Source organism: Hymenobacter cavernae, assembly GCF_014641455.1.
In the GTDB taxonomy this organism is placed as follows: Bacteria; Bacteroidota; Bacteroidia; order Cytophagales; family Hymenobacteraceae; genus Hymenobacter; species Hymenobacter cavernae.
In genome coordinates this window covers 568,658-591,428 of the sequence record NZ_BMHT01000002.1, presented here as the reverse complement: position 1 = coordinate 591,428, position 22,771 = coordinate 568,658, and the positions used below count along the sequence as shown (strand labels likewise).

The window sequence follows — 22,771 nt, the reverse complement described above, 5'->3', positions numbered from 1 at the left end:
TTAGTGTCGCCCCGCTGGGGCTAGGTCGTTTTTGCTGGCCAGGTTCTGCCAAGATGCCGCTCCACCGGGGCTGGCTTACCAGCACTGCAACGTGGACATCAACCAACTATGCCACCGCCGCTTGCGCCCCCTGCCGGGCTTTCTGCGACTGATAGTAGCGACACAGGAAGTCGTAGAGCACCAGCTCGTGCAGCCTGGCCTGGGCCGGAATAAGCCGGTTCAGCAGCATGTGCAGGTAGCTGCCCAGCAGCTGATTCTCAGCTATTTCGCCGTGGTTAGCGGTTAGCTGCCGGCGAATAGCGGTGGCAATTTCGCGGAGGCATTCGGGGGGCGGCGCGGCCGTCTGGAGTGCTTGCGTAATGGGCAGACGGAAGGCGCGGTACTTGGCATCCAGCTGGGTTTTCAGCTGCTTATCCATGCTGAACTCCCGCGCGAACGAGTCGCGCAGATGCTCCAGCAAGGCTAGCTTTTGCGGGAGCGTGTAGGCGAAGGCATCCAGCAGCTCTTCCATGGCACTGATGCCCCAGCGCCAGTACGCCATGTCGTCCAGCTCGGCAAAGGAATCCAGCTGCGCCAGCAGCGCGGTGCTCTGGTAGTGAAACAGGCTTTCCGACAGCTCAATGGTGTTTTTGCCGTAGCGCTCCAGCTCGCGGCGGTACGTATCGGTCTGGCTTTTCCAGATGTAGCCTTTGCTGAGGTAGGCACCTAGGTAGTCGTTGATGATCTGCACCACTTCGCCAATACGGCCCACCTGCGGCAAGTGAAACCGCACCCGCAAATGGTTGTCGGGGTCGGCGTAGCGGATAAAAAACCACTTGTCAACCAAGCCTTTATCCAACAGCTCCTCCGTGAGCGGATGCAGCACTTCGCGCAGGATTCGGTTAGCCATCTGCTGCCCACAATACCACTTGTAGTACAGCCACTCGGAGCCGAGCGCAAACTCGCGCTGCACACTGGCTGCACCGGCAGCCGGCGCGGCTGGCGCAGCCGCGTAGCAAGGCGCATTCCGCACCAGCAGGGCCAGCAGCTGCTGCGCATGCGGACGACCTAGGTTGTCGCGCACCGGACTTTCGGCCAGCTCAATCAGGTACTCGCGCAGCCTAATGGCCGGCCGTTGGCGGATGGTATCCAGCCAGACCTGCACGAGCAGCGGATTCTCGGCGTCGACCAGCAGTTCATGGTCGCCGTCGGAGAGGGTGAAAAGGCGCGGGAGCTGCCACTGCGCCCGAAACGCCTGAAAATGTGCCTCGAAATGAGTGGCCGGAGCGGTCAGCAAGTCCGCGAAGTCGGGTGCCGCCAGGTGCCAGGAAGCAGGCTGCAACACCACTTTTTGGTAGGTGAGCCGGGGGAAGAACTTTGCATCCGGCGACACGGCTTCCCAGCTGAACCCGACGTGCGCCTGCAAGCCCTGGGTCTGCAAATCACACAGAAACTGATAAACCGGCAGCGCCTGGTGGGTAAAGTTGTGGGCCGTGCTCAGGCGCGGCACCACGAGCTGGTTGGTTTTGCGCGACCGTAGCACCAGCTGCCCCTGCCGCACGGAGAGCAGCATATCCTGCATGGCTATCTGGCAGTCAGCGGGCAGCATCGATTGCGCCAGATACGGTATTTCGAAGCGCCGGAAAGACGGGCGCAGCAGGATATTGCCAACCCGGCTGGCGGGCAAGTGGCAGATTTCGGCGAAAACGACGGCCGGATTGTGTTGCTGCTCCTGCTCGGTAATATCCTGCACGATGCGCTCAATGCGCGGGTCGGCGTGGGCGAAGCGGCCGAGCAGGTTGACGGCGCTGGAGCCGCCCACGCTATCCAGCACGATCTGCTGGTCGTCGATAATCCGGAACATGATGCCCAGGGAAGGCGGCAGCGGCTGAGTTACCGGCGCAAAGGTGCGCACCTCCTCCGGCGTGATGTTGATGGCGTACTGCCGTTTCCGATCTGCCTCGCGCAGCTTTTGGTACAGAAACCGCTGTGCCTCACTTTGGTGCCAAGAGCGGCTGGCGGCCGTTTCCGTTAGGTACAGGTCGTCGACCAGGGGCGCGTAGCTGTTCTTGCCGTAGTCGGAATAAGCCAAGCCGCTTTCCGTATCGAGGGCTTCCAGCAGCGGCACCTCCCGCTCCTCGTAGCGCTCCTGAAAGCGTTGGCGGAAGTAGTCGAGGCGGGCGTTGCGGCTGGGGGGCGCCAGGTGCGTCAGGGCTTCTACGGCTTCCAGCAGCGTGGCTTGTAGCCGCTGATCGAGGCTGGCTGCCGTGTTGCTGGCGCCACAAACCAGATCCGTCTGAAACAGCTTGTCCGGCTCGATGGGCACCCCTAGGTTTTGCAGGGCAGCGGCAATGCGCAGGTAGCTCGCCGGCGCGTTGACCGGCTGCTGATCGAGGATTCGCAGCTGCTGCGCTACCTGACCCAGCAGGTGCAGCACGGCACTAATTTCGGCATCCGGCGCGTCGGCATTCAGGCGGGTCAGCACCGCTTGCATGTGGTGCAGAAACTCCGATCCGGTCACAGTCGGCTCCAGCTCACTCACCAGCACCTGCGCCTCAATCAGGGCCTGCACATACTCCGTAGCTTCTTCATTATCAAACTCTTCTTCCAGCAGCAACGCTACCAGCTCGCGTTGCGTCAGGCCCTGGCGGGCGACACCTAGCATCTTCGTCAGGTACGGCGACGCTTCTACGGAGCTGATCTGATGCACGCGCCGACCCTCCGCATAATAGTATTCGACGTAGCGCACCTCACTCCCGATGGTATATAAGCTCGTCTGGGGCCAGTAGCGCAGCAGCGGCCGGATAGCCTCGTGGCGGGCCAGCTGCTGCGCCAGTGCGCAGAGGTAGTGCATATCCAGGCGCGTATGGCGGTAGTTGGCCGCAGGCTCCAGCCGGATTTGGCTTTCAGCACCCCACCGCAGCACGGAGCACCCGGCGAATAAGCCAAAGGGCGTGCAGCGGCTCATCATGCGGGTATAATACCGCGTGAGCGTGCCGCGCAGCTTTGCCACTTTCTTGGGCTCCTTTAGTGCGCCGCTCTGCCACTTGCGGCACTCTTCGTACAGGCCCGGCGAAGCCAGAAACAGCGCTTCCACAAACCGCTCATCGTCGAGGGCCGCCAGGATGGTGTCTTCGGTAAAACCTAGGCTAAGTGCCTGGGCCGGCGTGCGTAAGATCAGATTAGGGTGAAAAGAGTAGAGTTGCTTCATGTATAAATCCGGATTATCGCTGGTGTAGCATAAAGCCCGAGGCGGCTGAGCAAACGTTCCGGTTTGCGGCAGCTAGCCGGGCCAGCCAGCCAGAAGCTAGGCTGCTGTAAAATGCCAAATTATTTTGAGATAATCCTACCCGATTCCGTCCCATTTCGGGCCTTTCCTCACGCGTAACGCTCTGCTAACGAACCAGCTTAGGCTGAGTAGCGCGGACTTTGTAGTCCGCGCGTAGGTCGTTCACGGCGCGGACTACAAAGTCCGCACTACACATACCCGAATCCGAGTGCTCCGCCTATGCCCATCTGCGCGCGGCGCCACGGTAATAAATAGGCTTTAAATAGGAGTTTACCCCGCTAATGCGCCCGTTGGTGTAATAGTTTTTATCTGCTTGAATGCTTTATGCTGCTTTATCTCAACGAACACGAAATATCCTTCTTCAACCAACCGCAACGACCTCTCCGGCTCCTCGCACTTAACTCTGTTATCCTATGATCACGACCATCGGCGACCGCAACATCACCCTGAAAGACTTCTACCAAATACTCTTTAAGGAGGAAGCACTCGACGTCAGCGCGGCGGCCATGCAGCGCGTCGGCGACTGTTTTGCCTTTCTGGCTGACTTTGCGAAGGACAAGCTGATTTATGGCATCAACACGGGCTTTGGCCCGATGGCTCAGTACCGGATTGATGAGCGGGAGCAGGAGCAGCTGCAATACAACCTGATCCGTAGCCACTGCGCCGGGCAGGGCAAACCGGTGGATACGCTCTTTGTGAAAGCGCTCATGATTGCCCGCCTGAACACGTTTTTGCAGGGCAAATCGGGGGTACACCCGGAGGTGGTGGTGCTGCTGAAGGAGTTCATCAACCGCGACATTTTCCCGGTGATCTTCGAGCACGGCAGCGTGGGCGCCAGCGGCGACCTGGTGCAGCTGGCGCACCTAGCCCTAAGCCTGATCGGGGAAGGCAAGGTGTGGCACGAAGGCCGGCAGGTAGACGCCGCCGATGTGCTGGCCGCCTACGACCTGGCTCCGCTGAGCATCCATCTGCGCGAAGGCTTGGCCCTGATGAACGGCACGTCGGCCATGACCGGCATCGGCGTGGTGAACCTGATTCATAGCCGCAACCTGCTGAACTGGAGCCTGCTGGCGTCCAGCCTGCTTTCGGAAATCGTGGAATCGTATGACGACCACTACTCGGCGGAGCTGAACGCGGCCAAGCACCACCCCGGCCAGCAGTACGTGGCCGCGCAGATGCGCACCATCCTGCACGACAGCGACTTAGTTCGTAAGCGTCACGAGCATCTTTACAAGAAAGTGACGGAAGCTGTGCTCGAAGACAAGGTGCAGGAGTTCTACTCGATTCGCTGCGTGCCGCAGATTCTGGGGCCGGTGTACGATACCATCACGAACGCCACCACGGTTGTGCTGCACGAGATTAACTCGGTGAGCGACAACCCCATTATTGATAAGGACCAGGGCAACGTGTACCACGGCGGCAATTTCCACGGCGACTATGTATCGCTGGAGATGGACAAGCTGAAAATCGGCATCACCAAGCTTTCGATGCTGGCCGAGCGGCAGCTCAACTTCCTGCTCAACAACAAGCTCAACCAGAAGCTGCCGCCCTTCGTGAACCTAGGTCGGCTGGGCATCAACCTCGGGATGCAGGGGGCACAGTTTGTGGCCACCTCCACGGTGGCCGAAAACCAGACGTTCTCGTTCCCGATGTACGTGCACAGCATCCCCAATAACAATGATAATCAGGACCTTGTGAGCATGGGCACCAACTCGGCCCAAATCACCAGCAAGGTTATCGAGAACACCTACCAGGTGCTGGCCGTGCAGCTGCTCACCACGCTGCAAGCCGTCGACTACCTAGGTTTTGAGGAGCGACTTTCGTCGGTGTCGCGAGGCGTGTACCAGCAGCTGCGCGCGTTGGTGCCGGCCTTCACCGAAGACGGCGTTATTGCCGATAAGATTCTGAAGATCAAAGAGTACATCCAGACCGAGCACTTGCAGCTGCCCACCGCGCCGGTGAGCCAGGCGGCCCATGCGCCCGCCGCCGTCACCGAAGCTGTTGCTTCCTAAGTCAAGCCGGACGGGCAACCTTATTTAGCGCAGCAGCACCATGAAGTACGCATTAGTGACCGGCGGCTCCCGGGGTATCGGTCGGGCGGTTTGCCTGAAAATGGCCGACTTAGGCTACAACGTTCTCATCAACTACGTAGCCAACCAGGCGTGCGCCGAGCAGGTGCAGGCGCTGGTCCGCGGCAAAGGCGTGGAGGCCGAAACCCTGCGCTTCGACGTGGGCAACGGCGAGGAAGTGGACCGGGTGCTGGGCGCGTGGCTGGCCGACAACCCCGGCAAGCACGTGGAAGTGCTGGTCAACAACGCCGGCATCCGCCAGGATGGGCTCCTGATGCTGATGACCAGCCCCGAGTGGCAGCACGTGATGGATGCCAGCGCGGGCGGTTTTTTCAACGTCACCCGCCTGATTGTCCGCGGCATGATCCGGCAGAAGTCTGGCCGCATCATCAGCATCGTGTCGTTGTCGGGGCTGAAAGGGCAGCTAGGTCAGACGAACTATTCGGCGGCAAAGGCGGCCGTTATCGGGGCCACTAAGGCGCTGGCCCAGGAAGTTGGCCGCAAACGCATCACGGTGAACGCCGTGGCGCCTGGCCTCATCCGCACCGAGATGATTCAGGGGCTGCGCGAGGAAGAGTACCTGCCGCTTATCCCGATGAACCGCTTCGGCGAGCCCGAAGAAGTAGCCGATCTGGTGGGCTTTCTGGCTTCGCCGCAGGCGTCCTACATCAGCGGGCAGATCATTTCCATTAACGGCGCGCAATACTAAGGAAAGCGGCGCCTCACCAGAACCGAACTCCTAGCTTCCAGCTCCCACCTCCTAGCTCCTTCCCCAAAATGCTCCAAACGACCAAACAGCTCACCGTCCGGTTTTGCGAAGTCGACGCGATGCACATCGTCTGGCACGGGCACTACGTGAAGTACCTGGAAGACGGGCGCGAGGAATTTGCCCGGCACTATGGCCTGGGCTACTACCTGCTAGAGCGGGCCGGTTACGGCATTCCCATCGTGGAAATGGAGCTTAGCTACAAGAAATCAGCGCGCTACGGCGACACGCTGGAGGTAGAAACCCGCTACGTGCCCAGCGCCACGCCCCGCATCTGTTTCGACTACCGCATCCGGCACGCGGACACCCGGCAGCTGATCTGCACGGCCCGCACCACCCAGGTTTTTACCAACGCGCAGCACCAGCTACAGCTGTTGCCGCCCCCGTGCTTCACCGAGTGGCAGCAGCATTGGCTGCCCTCTCTAGCTTCTCTCGTATGAAAAAAGTTCTACACGCCGCCAGCACCTGCATCACCCCGCTGGGCTTCACCACTGCCGCCACCTTCGACGCGGTGCAGACTGGCGAATCGGGTTTACGGCCTCACTGGTTTGATTTTTCGGATGAAAGCTTCTGCACCGCCACCATCGACGAAGCCCGGCTCGCGGCCGCTTTCGACAACCTAGGTTTCCCGGCCAACCCGTACAGCAAGCTCGAAAAGATGAGCATTCTGGCCGTAACGGGTGCTCTATCTCAAGTAGATACGCCCCTCACCGGCCCAGACACTTTGCTGGTGTACTGCTCGACCAAAGGTAATATCGGCCACCTGGCCGGCGGCACCAGCGCCGTTGTGCCGCCTACCTTGTACCTGAGCCAGTTGGCCCGCACAGTAGCGCAGGCCTGCGGCTTCGCCAACGAGCCGGTGGTTGTTTCCAACGCCTGCATCTCCAGCCTCCAGGGCGTGCTGATTGCCAAGCGTTTGCTTAGCGCCGGCCGCTACCGGCACGCGGTGGTAGTCGGGGCCGATGAGGTGTCGAAGTTTACGCTGGCCGGCTTTCACGCGTTCAATGCGCTGAGTCGCCAGCCCTGCCGGCCCTTCGATGCCACGCGCGAAGGCATCAACCTAGGTGACGCGGCCGTGGCCATGGTGCTGACCACCGTGCCCGGCGTGGGCAGCGGCGACGTGGAAGTCGTCACGGGGTTCAGCACCAACGATGCGCACCACATTTCGGCGCCTTCCCGCACCGGCGAAGGCTTGTACCAGGCCGTGACGAAAGTGCTGCGGCAGATGGGCGAAGGCACCGTCGACTTTATCGGGGCGCACGGCACGGCCACGCGCTACAACGACGAGATGGAAGCCCAGGCTTTTCACCGCGCCGGCCTGCACGACGTGCCGCTGCACAGCCTGAAGGGCTACTTCGGGCACACGCTCGGCGCGGCGGGTATTCTGGAAGCGGCCCTGGGTATCGAGTCGATGCGGCGCAACGAGCTGATTGCCTCGAAAGGCTACCAGACGTGCGGCACCTCGCTCCCCGTGCGGCCCATTGCGCGCCGCACCCGCGCCGAGCTGCGGCATTTCTTGAAAACTTCGTCCGGCTTCGGGGGCTGCAACGCGGCCGTCCTCTTCGCCAAAGCCGCCTAACAGTATGGAAACCAGCATCATTGCCAGCTGCGCCATTCGCGGCCACCAGATTTTCCTGAACGGCACGCTCCGCTACGAAGCGCCCGCCGCGGCCAGCCTCACGGAGTTTCTGGTTGGAGCCTACCGGCATTTCGGACTGAGCTACCCGAAGTTCTTCAAGATGGATGTGCTCTGCAAGCTAGCTTTTCTCACGGCCGAGCTGCTGCTGCCCGCCACGGGCATTCTGGACCGGCTGGATGCGGGCGGCATCGGCGTGGTGCTGGCAAATCGCTCGTCGAGCCTGCTCACCGACCTGGCGCACCAGCAAAGCATTCAGGAGGCTGACAACCACTTTCCTAGCCCGGCGGTGTTCGTGTACACGCTGCCCAACATTGCCATCGGCGAAATCAGCATCCGCCACCAGCTTTCCGGCGAAAACACGCTGTTTGTGGCCGATGCCTACTCGCCCGACACGCTGCAAGCCTACGTGGCGCAGCTGCTGGCCGAAGGCAGCTGCCAGGCCTGCCTGTGCGGCTGGCTCGAAGCCGGCCTGACTTCCCACGAAACGTTTTTCTACGTGGTCGAAAGCCACGAACCTAGCTCCACAACCCGACGGCCCCACCACGTGCCGGCGCTCGAAACCCTTTACGCTCAACCACTTTACTAACCCTTTATTCCTACTCCCATGTCAACTCTTACCGAACAACTCAAAAACCAGATCATCCAGGAACTGAACCTGGTCGACATCAACCCGGCCGACGTGAACCCCGACGCGCCCTTGTTCGACTACGACGGCCTAGGTCTGGACTCTATCGATGCGCTGGAGCTGACCGTAATCCTGAGCAAGCACTACGGCATCAAGGTGACGGACCCGGCCAAGATGAAGCAGGCGTTCTTCTCCCTGAATACGCTGGCCGACTTCATCACCGAGCACCAAGCCGCCGCCGTTGCCGCTTAACGGAAGCCGGGAGCGGGCGCCGCTCGCTCCCGCCCCACCGGGCCATGATTGAGCTGTGGTATACCACGTTCGGTACGGCCGCGCTGCCGCCCGCCGTGCTGGCCGCGTACCTAGGTTTGCTGCCACCAGCCTGGCAGCAGCGGGTACTCGCCTGCCGCCGACCGGCCCGCCAACAGGCTGCACTTTTCGGGGCGCTACTGCTTCAGCACGCGCTGCGCAGCCAAGAGCGCTCGTATTCGCTTGACAGCGTGCGGCGTACGCCCGACAACCGGCCCTATTTGGCCGGGGCAGAGCTTGATTTCAACGTGGCGCACTCGGGTGCATACGTGGTGTGTGCCCTCAGCACGACTTGCCGGGTAGGTGTCGATATTGAGCAGCACACGCGCACCAACATTGCCGGATTTCGGCCGCATTTCCGCCCCGCTGAGTGGAACGCGCTATCCACTACCGACCTGCCGGACGCCTTTTACAGACTCTGGACCCAGAAAGAAGCCGTGGCCAAAGCCGACGGTCGGGGCCTGAACATTCCGTTGCGCGACATCCGCATCCGGCAGCAGCGCGCCGAGCTGGCCGGCCAGTGCTGGCACCTTCAGGAAATCTGCCTGCCCGACGCGGCGGCCTACACCCTGCATGTGGCGGCCAACTATCCTTTGTCCGTGGGCCCGCCGCGCCGGGTCAGCTTCGAGGAGCCTCGTCCGGCTTAGTCGAAGAACAGCTATAACCCTTTGACTACTACAACTATGGAAGTATATGTAACCGGAATCGGTATGATTTCCGCGCTGGGCGCCAATGTGCCCACGGCCCTGGATGGCCTGAAGCTAGGTCGCTCTGGGTTGAGGCCGCTGCACCGGGTGGCTACGCGGCTGCAAGGCCGCTACGTGGCTGGCGAAGTAGCCTTCTCGGACAACGAGCTGGCCATGCGGGCCGCCTTGCCCGACGCCGACCTGACCCGCACCACGCTGCTGGGCTACCTGGCCGCCAGCGAAGCGTGGCAGCAGGCCGGCCTGGGTGCCGCCGACACCAACCGCACCGGGTTTATCTCCGCCTCCACGGTAGGGGGCACCGGCCACGCGGAGCAGCACTATCAGGACTTTCTTGATCAGAAGCCTACCCCGGCCTTTATCGATACCTATGATAATGGGGACAGCACGGAGTTTATCAGCCGCCGCCTGGGTATTCGCGACTTCGTGACGACCGTGAACACCGCCTGCGCTTCCTCCGCCAACGCCATTGTGCTGGGTACGCGCCTGATTCAGCAGGGCGTGCTGGACCGGGTGGTGGTAGGCGGCACCGATGCCCTGGCGCGCTTCACGCTCAATGGTTTCAACTCGCTGCTGCTGCTGGACCCCACGCCGTGCAAACCCTTTGATGCCCAGCGCAAAGGCATCAACCTAGGAGAAGGCGCCGCTTACCTGGTGCTGGAAAGCGAGGCTGTGGCCCGCCAGCGCGGCGCACGACCCTGGGCCCGGCTGAGTGGCTACGGCCTGACCAACGACGCCCATCATCAGACGGCTTCCTCGCCCAATGGCTACGGCTTGCAGCTAGCAATGCGCCAGGCCCTGCGCCGGGCCGACCTGGCTCCCGCCGCCATCGGCTACCTCAACGCCCACGGCACGGGCACTGCCAACAACGACGTGACCGAAGGGCAGGCCATCCGCGAAGTCTTTGCCGATGCGGTGCCGCCGTTCAGCTCCACCAAGCCCTTTACGGGCCACACGCTGGGGGCGGCGGGCGCCATCGAGGCGGTCATCTCGGTGCTGGCGCTCACGCACCGGCTCATCTGGCCCAACCTGAATTTCGAGGAGCCAATTGCCGACCACGGACTGGTGCCGGCGCAGGCGCTGCACGTAGCACCCGGTCTGCAACACGTGCTGTCTACGTCGGCCGCTATGGGTGGCTCCTGCTGCGCGCTGGTGTTCTCTAAACCTTAATCATTTAGCACCTAGGTCATTATGCACCCTCACGCCTACATCAACAGCATTCACAGCATCAGCCCCTACGCGTCGGACGCGCCTGCGCGCGCCGGTCTGCTGTCTGCCCTCGAACCCGCCTACGCGCCGGTGCTCAACCCCGCCGAGCTGCGGCGCACCCCGCGGCTGGTGAAAATGGGCCTCTATGCCGCTACCCGCTGCCTGGCCGATGCTGGTCTCGACCACATCGATGCCATCACGGTGGGGTCGGGCCTGGGAAGCTTTGATGGGTTCGAGAAATTCGAGACGTCGCTGCTGGCGCAGGCGGAGGATACCGTGCCCCCGACCCCTTTTATTCAGTCGCTCGACAACGCCGTGGCAGGGCAGCTAGCCCTTAAGCTTCAGTGCCACGGCTACAACATGACCTACACGCACCGCGGCTTTTCGTTCGAAACAGCCCTGCTCGATGGCCTGCTGCTCCTGACCGAGCCGGACGGCCCCGCCGACGTGCTGGTGGGTGGGCTGGATGAAACCACGCCCACGTATGCCGCGCTACTGCACCAGGCCGGGCACGTAAAAAACCCGGATAAGCTGGGCAAAGTCGAGCACAGCCGCACGCCCGGCGTGCTGCCCGGCGAGGGCGCCACGTTTCTGGTGCTGTCCTCGGCGCGCCGGCCGGGCACTCTCGCCACGGTGCGGGCGGTGCGGACGTTGTTCAGCCCGCGTACGGCGCTTGAGGTCGAGCAAACCGTAGCTGCGCTTCTGCGCGAGCAGCACCTGACTCCCGCCGACCTCGACCTGGTGCTGCTGGGCCACTCCGGCGACCACGCCCACGACCAGAAGCTGCGGGCCGTGGAAGCCAGCTTACCCGACACCCCGCGCGAATACTTCAAGAACTATTGTGGTGAATATCATACGGCAACGGCATTTGCCGTGTGGCTGGCCGTGCGCCGCTTTGCCGGGGCGGCGGCCGAACTATCAGAACGCACGCCTTATCCCAAAAACTGCTTGATTATCAATCAATACCGTGATGCCAACTACAGCTTTATCTTCCTCACCCAGGATTGAGGCCGCCCCTTGGCAGGTAGCGCCGCCCCGCCTGCTCCCGGCCTGGGCGGCCCGGCCCCTGGTAACGGCCGCTGAGGTGGAGGCCTACATCCCCCAGCGCCGGCCGTTCGCCCTGATCGACACGCTCTACCACTGCCAGCCCGACGAAGCCTGGGCCGGGCTGCGGGTGCGCCCCGATCATCTGATGGTGCACCTAGGTTATCTGAGCGAGGCCGGCATCCTGGAGAGCATGGCGCAGGCGGTGGCTCTAAAGGCAGGCTACGAAGCCCGGCAGCAAGGCATTGCCCCGCGGGTCGGCTTCATTGCGGCGCTCAAGGCGGTGTACATCCACACGCTGGCGCCGGTGGGCTGCACGCTGCTCACGCACGCCGAAATTGTGCTACAGGCCCCAGATGTGCTGGTCGTGAAAACCACGAGCGGCTACAACGCAACCCTGGTGGCGCACTGCGAGATGCGCTTGTTTCTGGAGCCGGAGCCTGCGCCGAACCTAGGTCTTGATTCTTTCCTGCATCCTTCAGCCGCCGTTGAGTATGCGCACTAACGACTACCAGCTGCTAGGCTCGTTCTTTACCCTCGCCGACGCTGAGGCACCTGAGCCCAACCGCCTACGGCTGCAAGTGCAGCTCAATGCACACCACGCGCTGTTTGCCGGGCATTTTCCCGGTCAGCCAGTCGTGCCGGGCGTGTGCGTGCTGGGCCTGGTCAAGGACGTGCTTCAGCAGCACCTGGCCAAAGAGCTGCTCCTGCGCACCTGCTCCAACAGTAAATTTCTGCGTCCCATCGACCCCATCACGATGCCCGCGCTAACCCTGACGGTGGGCTATACCCAGCGCGACTTCCTGCTTGATTTCGCGGCCAGCATCCAGCACGAGCACCAGCTGCTTTGCCGCGTAGCGGGCAGCTTCCAATCTGATTTTCTCTAGGCAAACGCCGGCAGGCGTGGCGTAGCGCTCCTCCCAGGTTTCTCTTTTCCCCTACCTAGGTCGCCGGCAAAACCGCGACCAGCGGGCCGGCGTGTGCCTTGCGCTTTACAAACCTGGCCGCCCCGGCCGGCCGCTGGCCTGTAACCTTCCGGCCGCTTGCTCCCAGTCAGCAGGCTAGGTTCTGCGCGCCCCTTCATCACCGCTTTAACTCCTCACATCTAACAGATTATCAGTGCCATGTCTATACCAGCCATTGAATCCCAGTCGAGCGCCGCTATTAAGGAGTTTCAGGAAGGCAAGCTTCGGGAGCTGCTGCACTACCTGGCGGCGCACTCGCCCTTTTACCAGCGCGCCTTTGCGCAGGCCGGCGTCAGCGTCGCGGCTATTCAGCGGCTGGAAGACCTGGTAAAGCTGCCCGTTACGACGAAGCACGACCTGCACCGCCACCCCAGCGACTTCCTCTGCGTCGATCCGGCGCGCATTGTCGACTACGTCTGCACTTCCGGCACGCTGGGGCAGCCCGTCACCTTTGGCCTGACCGACAATGACCTCGACCGGCTGGCCTACAACGAGTACCTCTCGCTGGGCTGCGCCGGCGGTGGCCCCGGCGAGCTGTACCAGCTCACGACCACCCTCGACAAGCGCTTTATGGCCGGCCTGGCGTATTTTCTGGGGGCCCGTCGCCTCGGGGCCGGCATCATCCGGGTGGGCAGCGGCGTGCCCGAGATGCAGTGGGACACCATTCAGCGCCTGCGGCCCACGGCCATTATTGCGGTACCTAGCTTTGTGCTCAAGCTGATAGAATACGCTGAGGAACATGAACTTGACTACGCAGCCAGCAGCGTGCGGAAGGTTATCTGCATCGGGGAAAACATCCGCAACCCCGATTTTTCGCTGAACACCCTAGGCCAGCGCATTCACAGCAAGTGGGATATTGCCCTGCACTCCACCTACGCGTCTACCGAGATGGGCACCTCCTTCACGGAGTGCGCAGCGGGTCAGGGCGGCCATCATCACCCCGAGCTGCTCATCGTGGAAGTGCTCGATGCCCACAACCACCCCGTGCCCGATGGGGAGCCGGGCGAGCTAACAATTACCACGCTCGGCGTGGAAGGCATGCCCCTGCTGCGCTTCAAAACCGGCGACGTCTGTGCCATGCACCGCACGCCCTGCGCCTGCGGCCGCACCACCACCCGCCTGAGCCCTGTGCTTGGGCGTAAGCAGCACTTAGTCAAGTACAAAGGCACGACGTTGTACCCGCAGCTCATTCATGATGCGCTGCACGAGGTATCCTTCGTGAAGAACTTCCAGGTCGAGAGCTACACCAACGACATCGGCACCGACGAGCTGCTGCTCCACATCGGCTGCCACGAGCTGCCCGAACACGCCAAGGCGCACCTGCGCGAACACCTGCGCGCCAAGCTGCGCATTGCTCCTTCCCTGGTATTCAAGCCGGTAGCCGAAGTGGAGCGCCTGCTTTTTGCCGGCGACAGCCGCAAACCGCGCACGTTTCTGGACCGCCGCGCCGCCTGACGGCCCCGCCGCAAAACCTAGGTTGGTACTGCGAAAACCAGAAGAAAAGGAGCAAAACACCCGGCTAATACCGGGAATCGGGGGGTTGGTGTAATAAACTATCAAACGAGAATTCATATCCCCAATTTTCCATCATCAACAACGGCAGCAGCGGATTAACCCTCTTATAGACAGCGCCTTACCTAGCCTGCCGCCACTCTCGATTCCTGTCCTTCTTATCCTCACAACCACCAGCTACCAGCACCCATGAAGATAAAACTTCTACTGATTCCTGCCTTCGGTCTGGTTGCCCTCACCAGGGAAGTAGCACTCGGGCAAAGCAGCATCAGCGGCATTGTCACTGACCTGAATGCCAAGCCACTCGCTAACGTCGCCATTGCCATCGACGGCACCTACGACGGAACGTTCTCCAACAAAGACGGCTCCTTTTCCTTTCAAACCACTGAGAAAGGCAGCCAGGTGCTGGTATCGAAGCTCGAAGGCTATCAGGATGCTGTGCAGGTAGTCGACATCAAGGACGCTAACTCAACCATCACCTGCAAGGTTATCTTCACGGTGAAAGCCCTGAGCCTGAGCAATGTAGTAGTGCGGGCCCGCAAGTTTGAGAACGACGACAAGATCAAAGCCGTCACGCTCAGCTCCACCGACGTGCTGACGACGGCCATGGACGGCAACGTGGTTTCGGCGCTCAAAACCATGCCGGGCGCCCAGCAGGTAGGCGAAAGCAGCGGCCTGTTTGTGCGCGGCGGCACAGGCGACGAGAGCAAGATGTTCATGGACGGCCTGCTGGTCAACAACTTCACCTACAGCAGCCCCGCCAACCAAGCCTCGCGCAGCCGCTTTGCGCCGGGCCTGTTCAAGGGCGCTTTCTTCAGCAGCGGCGGCTACTCGGCCCTCTACGGCGAGGCGCTTTCCGCGGCGCTCATCCTGGAATCGCAGGATATGCCCGCTAACAGCAACGCCGACTTCGGCATCTCGCCGCTGTCCATTGAAGGGGGCGTGCAGATCCTGTCGGAAGGCAAAAAGACGCTGGTCGGCACGTTCGCCAAGTACACCGATCTGAGCCTGGTGTTCAGCCTGGTAAAGCCGACTATCCGGTTTACCACCGCGCCCAAATACCTGGATGGCAGCTTTTTCGTGAAGCGCAAAGTGGGCGAGAAAGGATTCCTGAAATTCTACAGCAGCCTTGGCGAAAGTAACCTGCGCCTGCGCCAGTCCGACCCCGACTACTTGACGGTCAACGACTTAGTAGGGCTGCGCAACACCAATCTGTACACCAACCTGACGTATAATCAGGAGCTGCCCAAGGGCTGGAAGCTCTACCTAGGTTCTTCGCTGAACTACAACCTCGACCGGTTCAGTCTGAAGCTCCAGCCCAAGACCTCACCCGAGTCGGTCTACGATTCGCTGAGCCGCGACAACACGAGTCTGCTGCAATTCCGCACCGTCCTGTCGAAGCGCGTGCTCAACAACGGCCGGGTGCAGTGGGGCGGCGAGCTGTTCCGCGGCCGCGAAGGCTACGCATCGGACCGCACCAGCCTGGGCCAGCTCCAGGACACGTACGGAGCCGGGTTTGTGGAGCTGGAAACCGCCATCGTGGGCAACCTTTCGGGCCGCGCCGGGGTGCGCCTGGAAAAAAGCGCCTTGCTGGAAACGACCAAGCTGGCCCCGCGCACCTCGCTCAACTACACCTTCGCCGATAAAAGCCAGCTGATGGCATCGTACGGCACCTTCTACCAAAAGCCCGGCAAATATTATCTGCTTACCGGCCCTAAATTAACCTACAACCGCGCCGACCATTATATTCTGACCTATCAGAAAATGGATAATTACCACAGCTTTAGAACAGAGCTGTATTATAAAAAATACAACGATTTAATTAAAACAACACCGCATATTTCTAATGATGGCTACGGGTACGCCAGAGGTTTGGAATTATTCTGGCGCGATAAAAAAACCATCCGCGGCTTTGATTATTGGGTGAGCTATTCTTTCCTGGATACCAAGCGCAATTACCTGGATTATCCTTTGTTGGCGCAACCTAGCTTCGCCGCCAACCACACGCTTTCGGTTGTTGCCAAACGCTATTTCGCAGGTCCAAGAATTAACCTGAGCGCCTCCTACGCCTTCGCCACTGGCCGGCCTTACTACAACCCCAACCTGTCGGACGACGAGTTCATGCGGGACCGGACGATCAACTTCAACAACCTAGGTCTGAGCATCTGCTACCTGCCCAAAATCGGCAACTCCTTCTCGGTTATTGCTCTCACGTTCAGCAATGTACTCGGCAATCAGCAAGTGTTTGGCTATACCTACTCCCGCCTCGAACCAACCCAGCGCATGCCCATTACCCCGACCAACAACCCGTTCGTCTTCCTGGGCCTGTTCATGAATTTCGGCGTCGACAGAACGAACGACATCATCGATAAAAACCTCTAATCATTTCTTCTGACACCATCAAAAAACAAAAGCTATGAAAAAGTTCTTTCTCCTCCTGGCCCTGGGTAGCAGCACCGTCAGCTTCGCCCAATCGAGCAAGTTCCAAAGCGCAATTGAGCAAAACCTAGCGCAGCTCGACACCGCCAGCACGGCCGCCGGTTTTCAAAAAATAGGCGCAACGTTCGAGCGCATTGCCAACGCGGAAAAAAGCCAGTGGCTGCCTTATTATTACGCCAGCTACTGCGGCTTGAAAGCAGTTAAGTTCGAGCGCGATTTAAATCAGATTGATGCGAAGCTCGATAAAATTGAGATCCTGACCCAGCAGGCAAATACGCTTAGCCCGAATAACTCGGAAATCTACTGCCTGAACGCCCTGATTTCCTTCGCCCGGATCAACGTGGACTTTATGGCCCGCGGCCCCGAGTACAGCGCACTGGCTAATAAGGCCCTCCAGACGGCCAAGCAGCTCAACCCAGCCAACCCGCGCGCTTACCTGCTGTTCGGCCAGAGCAAGTACTCTACGCCGCCCCAGTTCGGGGGCGACCGAAAGCTAGCCTGCCAGTACTTCGAAAAAGCCAACTCCTTATTCGCCAACGCGCCGGCCTCCTCCATCGAGCCGCACTGGGGCAAGTCAGAAGCCGTCCGCTACCAAGGTCTTTGCCAGTCCGAAGTATCTGTCGCGAAGTAGTTCACAGACAGCTGACGCTCCAGGCCAGACTACCTAGGTCTGCCCAACAATAAGACTCCTGCCGGCCCGGCTTCTTACAGGCCGCGGCTTCTGGAACTATCACTTTACGGGGACGCCGAAAACCGACCAGAGTAGGCATTCAAACAACCAACCTTTTTCACTTTTCTCATCATGGTACACGAAAACAACACCCCCGCTACCCAAGACCAGAACGAGCAGGAGCTCACCAACGGTCTGTTCGTGCTCGAACTGGAAGAGCGCCTGGAAATGGTGCAAACCGCGGCTGCTTCAGCTCCCGTGATCAGCTGCTGCCTCGACGGCTAAGCCTGAACCTAGGTCTAGCACCAGCTTGCACACACAATTACGGGGCCGCCGAAAACCGCTTAGAGTAGGCACTATCCATTCTTTTCAACCTTTTCACCTTCAACTTATAACATGAAAAACCAAACTACGCCCGCCACACAAGAGCAAAACGAGCAGGAGCTCACCAACGGCCTGTTCGTCCTGGAGCTGGAAGAGCGCCTGGAAATGGTGCAGACCGCGGCCGCCAGCGCACCGGTTATCAGCTGCTGCCTCGACGGCTAGGCTTGAACCTAGGCCTAGGCCACTACTAACGTGACAGAAAGCAATAGGGGGAATGCAGAGTGAGCGTCAGATTCCGAGACGATAGTCTACCTACGTTCGATGCACTTCATTTGCGCTAGCTCTCATTCCCCCTGTTCTTTTTATAATCCCATCAAACCAAGCACCTCAACTAACAGCACTATGGACTACATCGACGCAGCACGCCTGAACTCGCTCAAGGTAGTGCAGGTATCGGATGATACGTTTGCCCTCGATTGCAATGACAAACTTTACTACATCGGGGCGGTGCTGTTCAGGATCATTCAGCACCTGCAAGCCGGCAAGACTTTCCCCGAAATTCAGGAGCTGATAGCAGCGGAATACCGCCTCGTTTTATCACGCGAGAAGTTCGATCAGATCGTCGGCGACACGCTTGAAAAAGTACTTGCCACTGCCGACGCTTCCGACACCGCCAAGCAGTCGTATGTCTATGGCCAGGTGACGCTTATCCGGGAACACACCCTAGCCAAGCTGACCAAGAACCTAGAGTTTCTGTTCCGCCGAGTGGTAGCCGTGCCACTGCTGGCTCTATCCCTTCTCACCACCGGTCTCTTCTTGTGGGCCCTCTACCGCACACACCTTCTGGATACCACCATTTCGGCCGGCAATAGTTTGGCCGTGATGCTAGGTTCTTACCTGTTCTTTGCCCTGGTGGGCTTATTTCACGAACTGGGCCACGCTACTGCCGCCGCCCGCTACAAGATTACGCCGAAGGAAGTCGGCTTCGGATTTTACCTGGTGTTGCCGGTTTTGTACACCGACATCAGCAAAGTATGGATATTAGATAAGTACAAACGTGTACAAGTTAACCTGGCGGGTATCTACTTCCAGCTCCTGGTTAATCTGCTTCTCTACCTGGCTTATACTATGAGCCTGCGCTGGAACGGGCCGCACGGCGCGGCCACCTACCTGATTATCTCCTTCTTCCTGGCCAACGCAACGCTGGCGCTGTACTCGCTGAACCCCTTCTTTCGCAACGATGGCTACTGGGTTTGCAGCGACTACTTTGCCGTGCCTAACCTGGCCGCCGCCGCGCAGGACTACCCGCGCAAATGCTGGAACTACGTGCGCAGCAAGGGCCAGATGCCGTTTCGGGGGCCGGGCCTCACCCTGGGTAGCGAGCTGCTCCTGCTGGCCTACTCAGTTGGTCGCTTGTGCCTGGTTTCCTGGCTTTCGTACCTGGGCTACTCCGGCTTCTACCACAGCTTCCAGGAAACCATGCAGCGCCTCCACCACGAAGGCCAGTTTGCCAACGAAACTCCCTGGGAATACGGCTTTTATCTGCTAAAGCTAGGTTTATTCTGCGTGCTGTTCCTGGTGTTGGCTTATCGCACCATCAAGCCGGCCGCGGTGCGCCTGCTCGCCCGCCTGGGCTGGCTGGCCCCGACTGCGGAACCCACGGCCGTGGCGGTATCCTCCTAGCCATAAGAAGACATGGAGACGGAAGACGTTAGACCTGAGATCTAGGCAACCAGACTTGATTTATCAGCTAGCCAGAGCCTTTTCTCAACTCCCAAGTCTACCAGCTCAGTTCTCCTATCTAATCTGACATCTCACGCCTTTACTCCTATGATTACGACTATCGAAGAATACCGGCAAGCCACCACCAAACTGCGCGATTCGGTCAGGCAGCTCGGCGAAACGCTGGAAGATGATATTGAGCAGATGACGGAGTTTCTGCGCTACCGGGCGGCCAAGCACCGCTTCTTTCCGCAGCACCCCGTCGACGACCTGGCTTTTTTCCTGGATGCCCAGTACAACATTCAGCTGAGCGCGCAGCTGGAGCCTAGCATGGATCGGGCACTCTTGCTGAGCCAGGCGACGGTGGAAGGCGACACGGCTTTCGTGCAGCAGCTTGGGCAGCAGCCTTTTATCTTCTGCACGTTTCACTTTGGCTCCTACCAGATGGTGGGCGCGCTGCTGCGCCAGTTCGGCATTGAGTTCTCGGTGCTGACGCTCAAGCAAGGCGTCACGTCGGAGATGCTCCACCACGCGGCCGTCGACGACCCGCTTGATGTGCTCCACGCCGACTCCCCGAGTATCCTGCTCGAAATGCACAGCACGCTGCAAGCCGGCAAAAGCATCATGGTCTTTATTGATGGCAACCCCGAAGCCATCAGCGAGGCCGACAGCGCCGCTTATGCGCGCGTCAACTTACTGGGTCACAAGCTACTGGCGAAGAAGGGCATTGCCAGTCTGGCCCACGCTACCGGGGTGCCCATTCTGCCGATTGTGTCGTACCGCACCGGACCAGAGCAGGTGCGGGTGTTCTTCGGCTCGCCCATAAAGCCCGACCGGAGCGTGCCGCGCGCCACCTACGTGCAGCAGACCCTGCAAGCCTGCTACGGGCAGCTGGAGCACTACCTGGCTACCCGGCCCGAGCAGTGGCTGTACTGGCGCATGATTCACAACTACGTCGATCTGAGCAACGGCCACTCGGGCGGGGCGGCACTGCCGACGGCCAACCTAGGTTCGCCCACGCACTACGTCTTCAACCAGGAGCGCTACGAGCTTTTTGCGGCCCGTAAGTACGCCTACCTGTTTGATCGATTCACGCAGGAGGCCTTCACGATTTCGCCCAAGCTGCTGGCCTACTTACGCCACCTCACCACGCACCCGGAGGCCGTAGCCAGCGCCGCCGTGCGCATCAACGCGACGCTGCTGCACGATCTGCTGAGCAAGCAGATCCTGCGGGGCGTGAGCCGGGAGGACGCGCCATGATCCTGGTGCTGAGCTACGATGCCTACGAGCAGGGCACCGACCCCGTCATTAGCTGGCTGCTGCACTACGAAGTGCCCTTCGTAAAAGTGTCTCTGCACGACCTGATAAACCACCGGGCCAGCTACCACATCGACCTGAAGAATCGGGATGTAGTCATCAATGGACTGAGCGTAAGAGACACGATTACAACCATTTGGCACCGTCGCTTTCTGGGCGCTGGCCGCACGCTGAGTTTCCCCGTCGGCAGCCACGCCGAGCAGCTAGGTTTCGAGATTCGCACGGAGCTCCAGGATCTGGTGAGCTATCTGGAGCTACTGTTCCGCGACAAAACCTGGCTGACCGCGTTTCACCAGATCAAAATCAACAAGCTGGAGCTGCTGGACGTGGCGAGCCAATGCGGCCTGCGCGTGCCCCACACCCAGATCATCAATAACCGCCACGACCTGCTGGCGTTTTACCTCCTGCTTGATGGCCAGCTCATCAGCAAGCCCATTGCCGACGTGCGCGGCAGCTACTGCCACGACGACGGCTCGACCTACGTGCTGCTGACCACGACCATCGACGCGGCCCGCATTGCGGCGCTGCCCGAGCATTTCTTCCCGTCACTGTTCCAGGAGAAAGTGGCGGTCGAGTTTGAAATCCGGGTGTTCTATCTCGACGGTCGCTTTTTCCCGACGGCCATGCTGCTCAGCGGCCCAGAGCGCCACATCGACAAGAAGCTGGATAGTGCCTCCGAGCGGGTGCACTACGTGCCCTACCAGCTGCCGCCGGAAATCGAGGAGCAGCTCACCCGGCTCATGCACAGCATCGGGCTGAACACCGGCTCCATCGACCTGCTCAAGACCCTGGGGGGCGAGTACGTCTTCATCGAAGTCAACCCAGTGGGGCAGTACCTGGCCGAGTCCGTGTTCTGCCACTACGCCCTCGACAAAGAAATAGCCGAATGGCTCATTAACCACGAACCAGCATGAAAGTAATTGGCACGGGCTCCATATTCTCCGAAGAAGTGCTGGCCGCACTGCCTATCGGCTACCGCTTTATGGTTCAGGTACATACCGCGTCTTTCGGCGAGCACTACACCGGCCAGCGCTTCAGCCAAAGTGCCCGGCATCAAGCCCGGAACTACCGCTGCCTGGCGCCCACCAAGCCAGTATCCGGCATTATCGTCCAGCATTACGTAGCCGACCCCAGCGATGAGCAGTAAGCCCTATTTCTGTCTGTACGCGCACGACATTGCCGTGCAGGGCGCCACCCGCAGCGCCATCTACGACTTACAGCACCAGCATATTACGTTCATTCCGAATGTTTTATACAAGGTTCTTCTGCACCTGAAGCAGCACCCCTGGCGGGAAACGCAGCAGGTATTCGCGCCGGGCAATCCGCAACTTTTCGACCAGTACCTGCACTTTTTGTTGCAGAAGGACCTAGGTTTTTACATCGATGCGCCGGCCAGCTTCCCGCCCCTGAGCCTGGCCTGGCACTCGCCCCACCATGTGCAGAATGCCGTAGTCAGCTACGCGTTTGCGCACTACAGCCTGCCCGACGTATTGGCGCAGCTGGATGCACTGCACTGCCGCCACCTGGAGCTGCGCCTGAACCTAGGTTGCCGTGGTGCCTGGCCGGAGGTAGTGGCCTTGTTTCAGCAGCTGGAAACGATGGTTTTCTCGTCGGTAACGCTGCTGCTGGCCTACTCGGAAAACGTGCCCGACGAGCCGCAGCTTGGTGCCTTTTACGAGCAGTTTGCTAAGATTCAGCACATTCTGGTCCATCGTGCGCCCTACAGCCGACCCGGCGGCACGCACCCCGGCCAGATTGCCTTCACCGAGCGCGACCTGTGCGCCGATCAGCCGAAGGACTGCTACATTGTTAACAGCGAGTTTTTTACGGAAGCTCTTCAGTTTAACCCGTACTACAACCGCAAGGTGTGCGTCAGCGCGGAAGGCTACGTTAAGAACTGCCTGCTGCGGCCCGAGCACTTTGCCAACGTGCGGGACACGCGCCTGGCCACGGTGCTGGCCCGCCCCGATTTTCAGGAGCTATGGCACGCCGCTCCTGACCAAACCGCGGGCCTGCAAGCCTCCGAGCTGCGCTACGCCCTTTTCTCGGCCGCTTATCTGGTGCGGGATTCGGCTTCGGGGTTATTCACCCGTGAGCCGCAACTGACCGCCGCCGAACCTAGGTTGCTGGCCGCGGTGGCCTAGCGCTTGGCTTGGCTGCTTCTCAAGAACCCGCTTCTGGTATCGTTT

The 22,771-nt window shown here is 60.3% G+C and carries 22 protein-coding genes; 21 read left to right on the top strand and 1 reads right to left on the bottom strand.

Annotation, left to right across the window (positions count from 1 at the left end):
* Positions 1-106: 106 nt before the first annotated feature.
* Positions 107-3,190: a lantibiotic dehydratase gene (locus IEX74_RS06910; RefSeq protein WP_188812440.1), complete on the bottom strand. Its 3,084-nt coding sequence runs from the start codon at positions 3,188-3,190 to the stop codon at positions 107-109.
* Between the two features lie 491 nt (positions 3,191-3,681).
* Here IEX74_RS06910 and flxA point away from each other — a divergent pair, with 491 nt between their 5' ends.
* The 21 genes from flxA to IEX74_RS06805 all read left to right on the top strand — a co-directional run bounded on the left by flxA (position 3,682) and on the right by IEX74_RS06805 (position 22,726).
* Positions 3,682-5,280, top strand: a complete 1,599-nt coding sequence (gene flxA / locus IEX74_RS06905; protein ID WP_188812439.1) for a flexirubin biosynthesis tyrosine ammonia-lyase FlxA — start codon at positions 3,682-3,684, stop codon at positions 5,278-5,280.
* Between the two features lie 40 nt (positions 5,281-5,320).
* Positions 5,321-6,046: a flexirubin biosynthesis SDR family reductase FlxB gene (flxB, locus tag IEX74_RS06900; protein WP_188812437.1), complete on the top strand. Its 726-nt coding sequence runs from the start codon at positions 5,321-5,323 to the stop codon at positions 6,044-6,046.
* A gap of 68 nt (positions 6,047-6,114) precedes the next feature.
* Positions 6,115-6,543, top strand: a complete 429-nt coding sequence (locus tag IEX74_RS06895; RefSeq protein WP_188812435.1) for an acyl-CoA thioesterase — start codon at positions 6,115-6,117, stop codon at positions 6,541-6,543.
* Positions 6,540-7,682 carry a beta-ketoacyl-[acyl-carrier-protein] synthase family protein gene (locus IEX74_RS06890; protein WP_188812433.1) on the top strand — a complete coding sequence of 381 codons (1,143 nt, stop codon included), beginning with the start codon at positions 6,540-6,542 and terminating at the stop codon, positions 7,680-7,682. Before IEX74_RS06895 ends, IEX74_RS06890 begins: the two co-directional genes overlap by 4 nt.
* A gap of 4 nt (positions 7,683-7,686) precedes the next feature.
* Positions 7,687-8,328, top strand: a complete 642-nt coding sequence (locus IEX74_RS06885) for a beta-ketoacyl synthase N-terminal-like domain-containing protein (protein WP_188812431.1) — start codon at positions 7,687-7,689, stop codon at positions 8,326-8,328.
* An 18-nt stretch (positions 8,329-8,346) separates the two neighbouring features.
* Positions 8,347-8,619: a phosphopantetheine-binding protein gene (locus tag IEX74_RS06880; protein WP_188812430.1), complete on the top strand. Its 273-nt coding sequence runs from the start codon at positions 8,347-8,349 to the stop codon at positions 8,617-8,619.
* A 44-nt stretch (positions 8,620-8,663) separates the two neighbouring features.
* Positions 8,664-9,323: a 4'-phosphopantetheinyl transferase family protein gene (locus IEX74_RS06875; protein ID WP_188812428.1), complete on the top strand. Its 660-nt coding sequence runs from the start codon at positions 8,664-8,666 to the stop codon at positions 9,321-9,323.
* Between the two features lie 36 nt (positions 9,324-9,359).
* The gene (locus IEX74_RS06870; protein WP_188812426.1) at positions 9,360-10,550 is read left to right on the top strand and encodes a beta-ketoacyl-[acyl-carrier-protein] synthase family protein; all 1,191 of its coding nucleotides are present in this window, start codon (positions 9,360-9,362) and stop codon (positions 10,548-10,550) included.
* 21 nt (positions 10,551-10,571) lie between these two features.
* Positions 10,572-11,597, top strand: a complete 1,026-nt coding sequence (locus IEX74_RS06865) for a beta-ketoacyl synthase N-terminal-like domain-containing protein (protein ID WP_188812424.1) — start codon at positions 10,572-10,574, stop codon at positions 11,595-11,597.
* Entirely contained in the window at positions 11,560-12,138 is a 579-nt protein-coding gene (locus IEX74_RS06860) for a hotdog family protein (RefSeq protein WP_188812422.1), read from the top strand. The genes IEX74_RS06865 and IEX74_RS06860 overlap by 38 nt, the downstream gene beginning before the upstream one ends.
* Positions 12,128-12,520, top strand: coding sequence for an ApeI family dehydratase (locus tag IEX74_RS06855; RefSeq protein ID WP_188812420.1), 393 nt, complete (start codon positions 12,128-12,130; stop codon positions 12,518-12,520). Before IEX74_RS06860 ends, IEX74_RS06855 begins: the two co-directional genes overlap by 11 nt.
* Before the next feature lie 237 nt (positions 12,521-12,757).
* A complete protein-coding gene (flxY, locus tag IEX74_RS06850) occupies positions 12,758-14,053 on the top strand; it encodes a flexirubin biosynthesis putative acyl-CoA ligase FlxY (protein ID WP_229755142.1) in 1,296 nt (431 codons plus the stop codon).
* Between the two features lie 246 nt (positions 14,054-14,299).
* A complete protein-coding gene (locus IEX74_RS06845) occupies positions 14,300-16,492 on the top strand; it encodes a TonB-dependent receptor (RefSeq protein ID WP_188812418.1) in 2,193 nt (730 codons plus the stop codon).
* A 34-nt stretch (positions 16,493-16,526) separates the two neighbouring features.
* Complete coding sequence (locus IEX74_RS06840; RefSeq protein WP_188812416.1) at positions 16,527-17,180, top strand: tetratricopeptide repeat protein; 654 nt, start codon at positions 16,527-16,529, stop codon at positions 17,178-17,180.
* 171 nt (positions 17,181-17,351) lie between these two features.
* The gene (locus tag IEX74_RS06835) at positions 17,352-17,504 is read left to right on the top strand and encodes a hypothetical protein (RefSeq protein WP_188812414.1); all 153 of its coding nucleotides are present in this window, start codon (positions 17,352-17,354) and stop codon (positions 17,502-17,504) included.
* Between the two features lie 111 nt (positions 17,505-17,615).
* Positions 17,616-17,765, top strand: a complete 150-nt coding sequence (locus IEX74_RS06830) for a hypothetical protein (RefSeq protein WP_188812412.1) — start codon at positions 17,616-17,618, stop codon at positions 17,763-17,765.
* A gap of 180 nt (positions 17,766-17,945) precedes the next feature.
* Positions 17,946-19,226: a zinc metalloprotease gene (locus IEX74_RS06825; RefSeq protein WP_188812410.1), complete on the top strand. Its 1,281-nt coding sequence runs from the start codon at positions 17,946-17,948 to the stop codon at positions 19,224-19,226.
* Between the two features lie 147 nt (positions 19,227-19,373).
* Positions 19,374-20,525: a lysophospholipid acyltransferase family protein gene (locus tag IEX74_RS06820; protein WP_188812408.1), complete on the top strand. Its 1,152-nt coding sequence runs from the start codon at positions 19,374-19,376 to the stop codon at positions 20,523-20,525.
* Positions 20,522-21,496 carry an ATP-grasp domain-containing protein gene (locus IEX74_RS06815; RefSeq protein WP_188812406.1) on the top strand — a complete coding sequence of 325 codons (975 nt, stop codon included), beginning with the start codon at positions 20,522-20,524 and terminating at the stop codon, positions 21,494-21,496. The genes IEX74_RS06820 and IEX74_RS06815 overlap by 4 nt, the downstream gene beginning before the upstream one ends.
* Positions 21,493-21,729, top strand: coding sequence for a hypothetical protein (locus tag IEX74_RS06810; protein ID WP_188812404.1), 237 nt, complete (start codon positions 21,493-21,495; stop codon positions 21,727-21,729). Before IEX74_RS06815 ends, IEX74_RS06810 begins: the two co-directional genes overlap by 4 nt.
* Entirely contained in the window at positions 21,719-22,726 is a 1,008-nt protein-coding gene (locus IEX74_RS06805; protein ID WP_188812402.1) for a hypothetical protein, read from the top strand. Before IEX74_RS06810 ends, IEX74_RS06805 begins: the two co-directional genes overlap by 11 nt.
* Positions 22,727-22,771 lie beyond the last annotated feature (45 nt).

Bases quoted from the DNA above. Each gene is read 5' to 3' on its own strand.
- flxB (WP_188812437.1), top strand. From the start codon at position 5,321: ATGAAGTACGCATTAGTGACCGGCGGCTCCCGGGGTATCGGTCGGGCG.
- IEX74_RS06820 (WP_188812408.1), top strand. From the start codon at position 19,374: ATGATTACGACTATCGAAGAATACCGGCAAGCCACCACCAAACTGCGC.
- IEX74_RS06815 (WP_188812406.1), top strand. From the start codon at position 20,522: ATGATCCTGGTGCTGAGCTACGATGCCTACGAGCAGGGCACCGACCCC.
- IEX74_RS06810 (WP_188812404.1), top strand. From the start codon at position 21,493: ATGAAAGTAATTGGCACGGGCTCCATATTCTCCGAAGAAGTGCTGGCC.
- IEX74_RS06805 (WP_188812402.1), top strand. From the start codon at position 21,719: ATGAGCAGTAAGCCCTATTTCTGTCTGTACGCGCACGACATTGCCGTG.
- IEX74_RS06830 (WP_188812412.1), top strand. From the start codon at position 17,616: ATGAAAAACCAAACTACGCCCGCCACACAAGAGCAAAACGAGCAGGAG.
- IEX74_RS06855 (WP_188812420.1), top strand. From the start codon at position 12,128: ATGCGCACTAACGACTACCAGCTGCTAGGCTCGTTCTTTACCCTCGCC.
- IEX74_RS06910 (WP_188812440.1), bottom strand. From the start codon at position 3,190: ATGAAGCAACTCTACTCTTTTCACCCTAATCTGATCTTACGCACGCCG.
- IEX74_RS06860 (WP_188812422.1), top strand. From the start codon at position 11,560: ATGCCAACTACAGCTTTATCTTCCTCACCCAGGATTGAGGCCGCCCCT.
- flxY (WP_229755142.1), top strand. From the start codon at position 12,758: ATGTCTATACCAGCCATTGAATCCCAGTCGAGCGCCGCTATTAAGGAG.
- IEX74_RS06895 (WP_188812435.1), top strand. From the start codon at position 6,115: ATGCTCCAAACGACCAAACAGCTCACCGTCCGGTTTTGCGAAGTCGAC.
- IEX74_RS06825 (WP_188812410.1), top strand. From the start codon at position 17,946: ATGGACTACATCGACGCAGCACGCCTGAACTCGCTCAAGGTAGTGCAG.
- IEX74_RS06875 (WP_188812428.1), top strand. From the start codon at position 8,664: ATGATTGAGCTGTGGTATACCACGTTCGGTACGGCCGCGCTGCCGCCC.
- IEX74_RS06890 (WP_188812433.1), top strand. From the start codon at position 6,540: ATGAAAAAAGTTCTACACGCCGCCAGCACCTGCATCACCCCGCTGGGC.
- IEX74_RS06880 (WP_188812430.1), top strand. From the start codon at position 8,347: ATGTCAACTCTTACCGAACAACTCAAAAACCAGATCATCCAGGAACTG.
- IEX74_RS06870 (WP_188812426.1), top strand. From the start codon at position 9,360: ATGGAAGTATATGTAACCGGAATCGGTATGATTTCCGCGCTGGGCGCC.
- flxA (WP_188812439.1), top strand. From the start codon at position 3,682: ATGATCACGACCATCGGCGACCGCAACATCACCCTGAAAGACTTCTAC.
- IEX74_RS06835 (WP_188812414.1), top strand. From the start codon at position 17,352: ATGGTACACGAAAACAACACCCCCGCTACCCAAGACCAGAACGAGCAG.
- IEX74_RS06840 (WP_188812416.1), top strand. From the start codon at position 16,527: ATGAAAAAGTTCTTTCTCCTCCTGGCCCTGGGTAGCAGCACCGTCAGC.
- IEX74_RS06885 (WP_188812431.1), top strand. From the start codon at position 7,687: ATGGAAACCAGCATCATTGCCAGCTGCGCCATTCGCGGCCACCAGATT.
- IEX74_RS06865 (WP_188812424.1), top strand. From the start codon at position 10,572: ATGCACCCTCACGCCTACATCAACAGCATTCACAGCATCAGCCCCTAC.
- IEX74_RS06845 (WP_188812418.1), top strand. From the start codon at position 14,300: ATGAAGATAAAACTTCTACTGATTCCTGCCTTCGGTCTGGTTGCCCTC.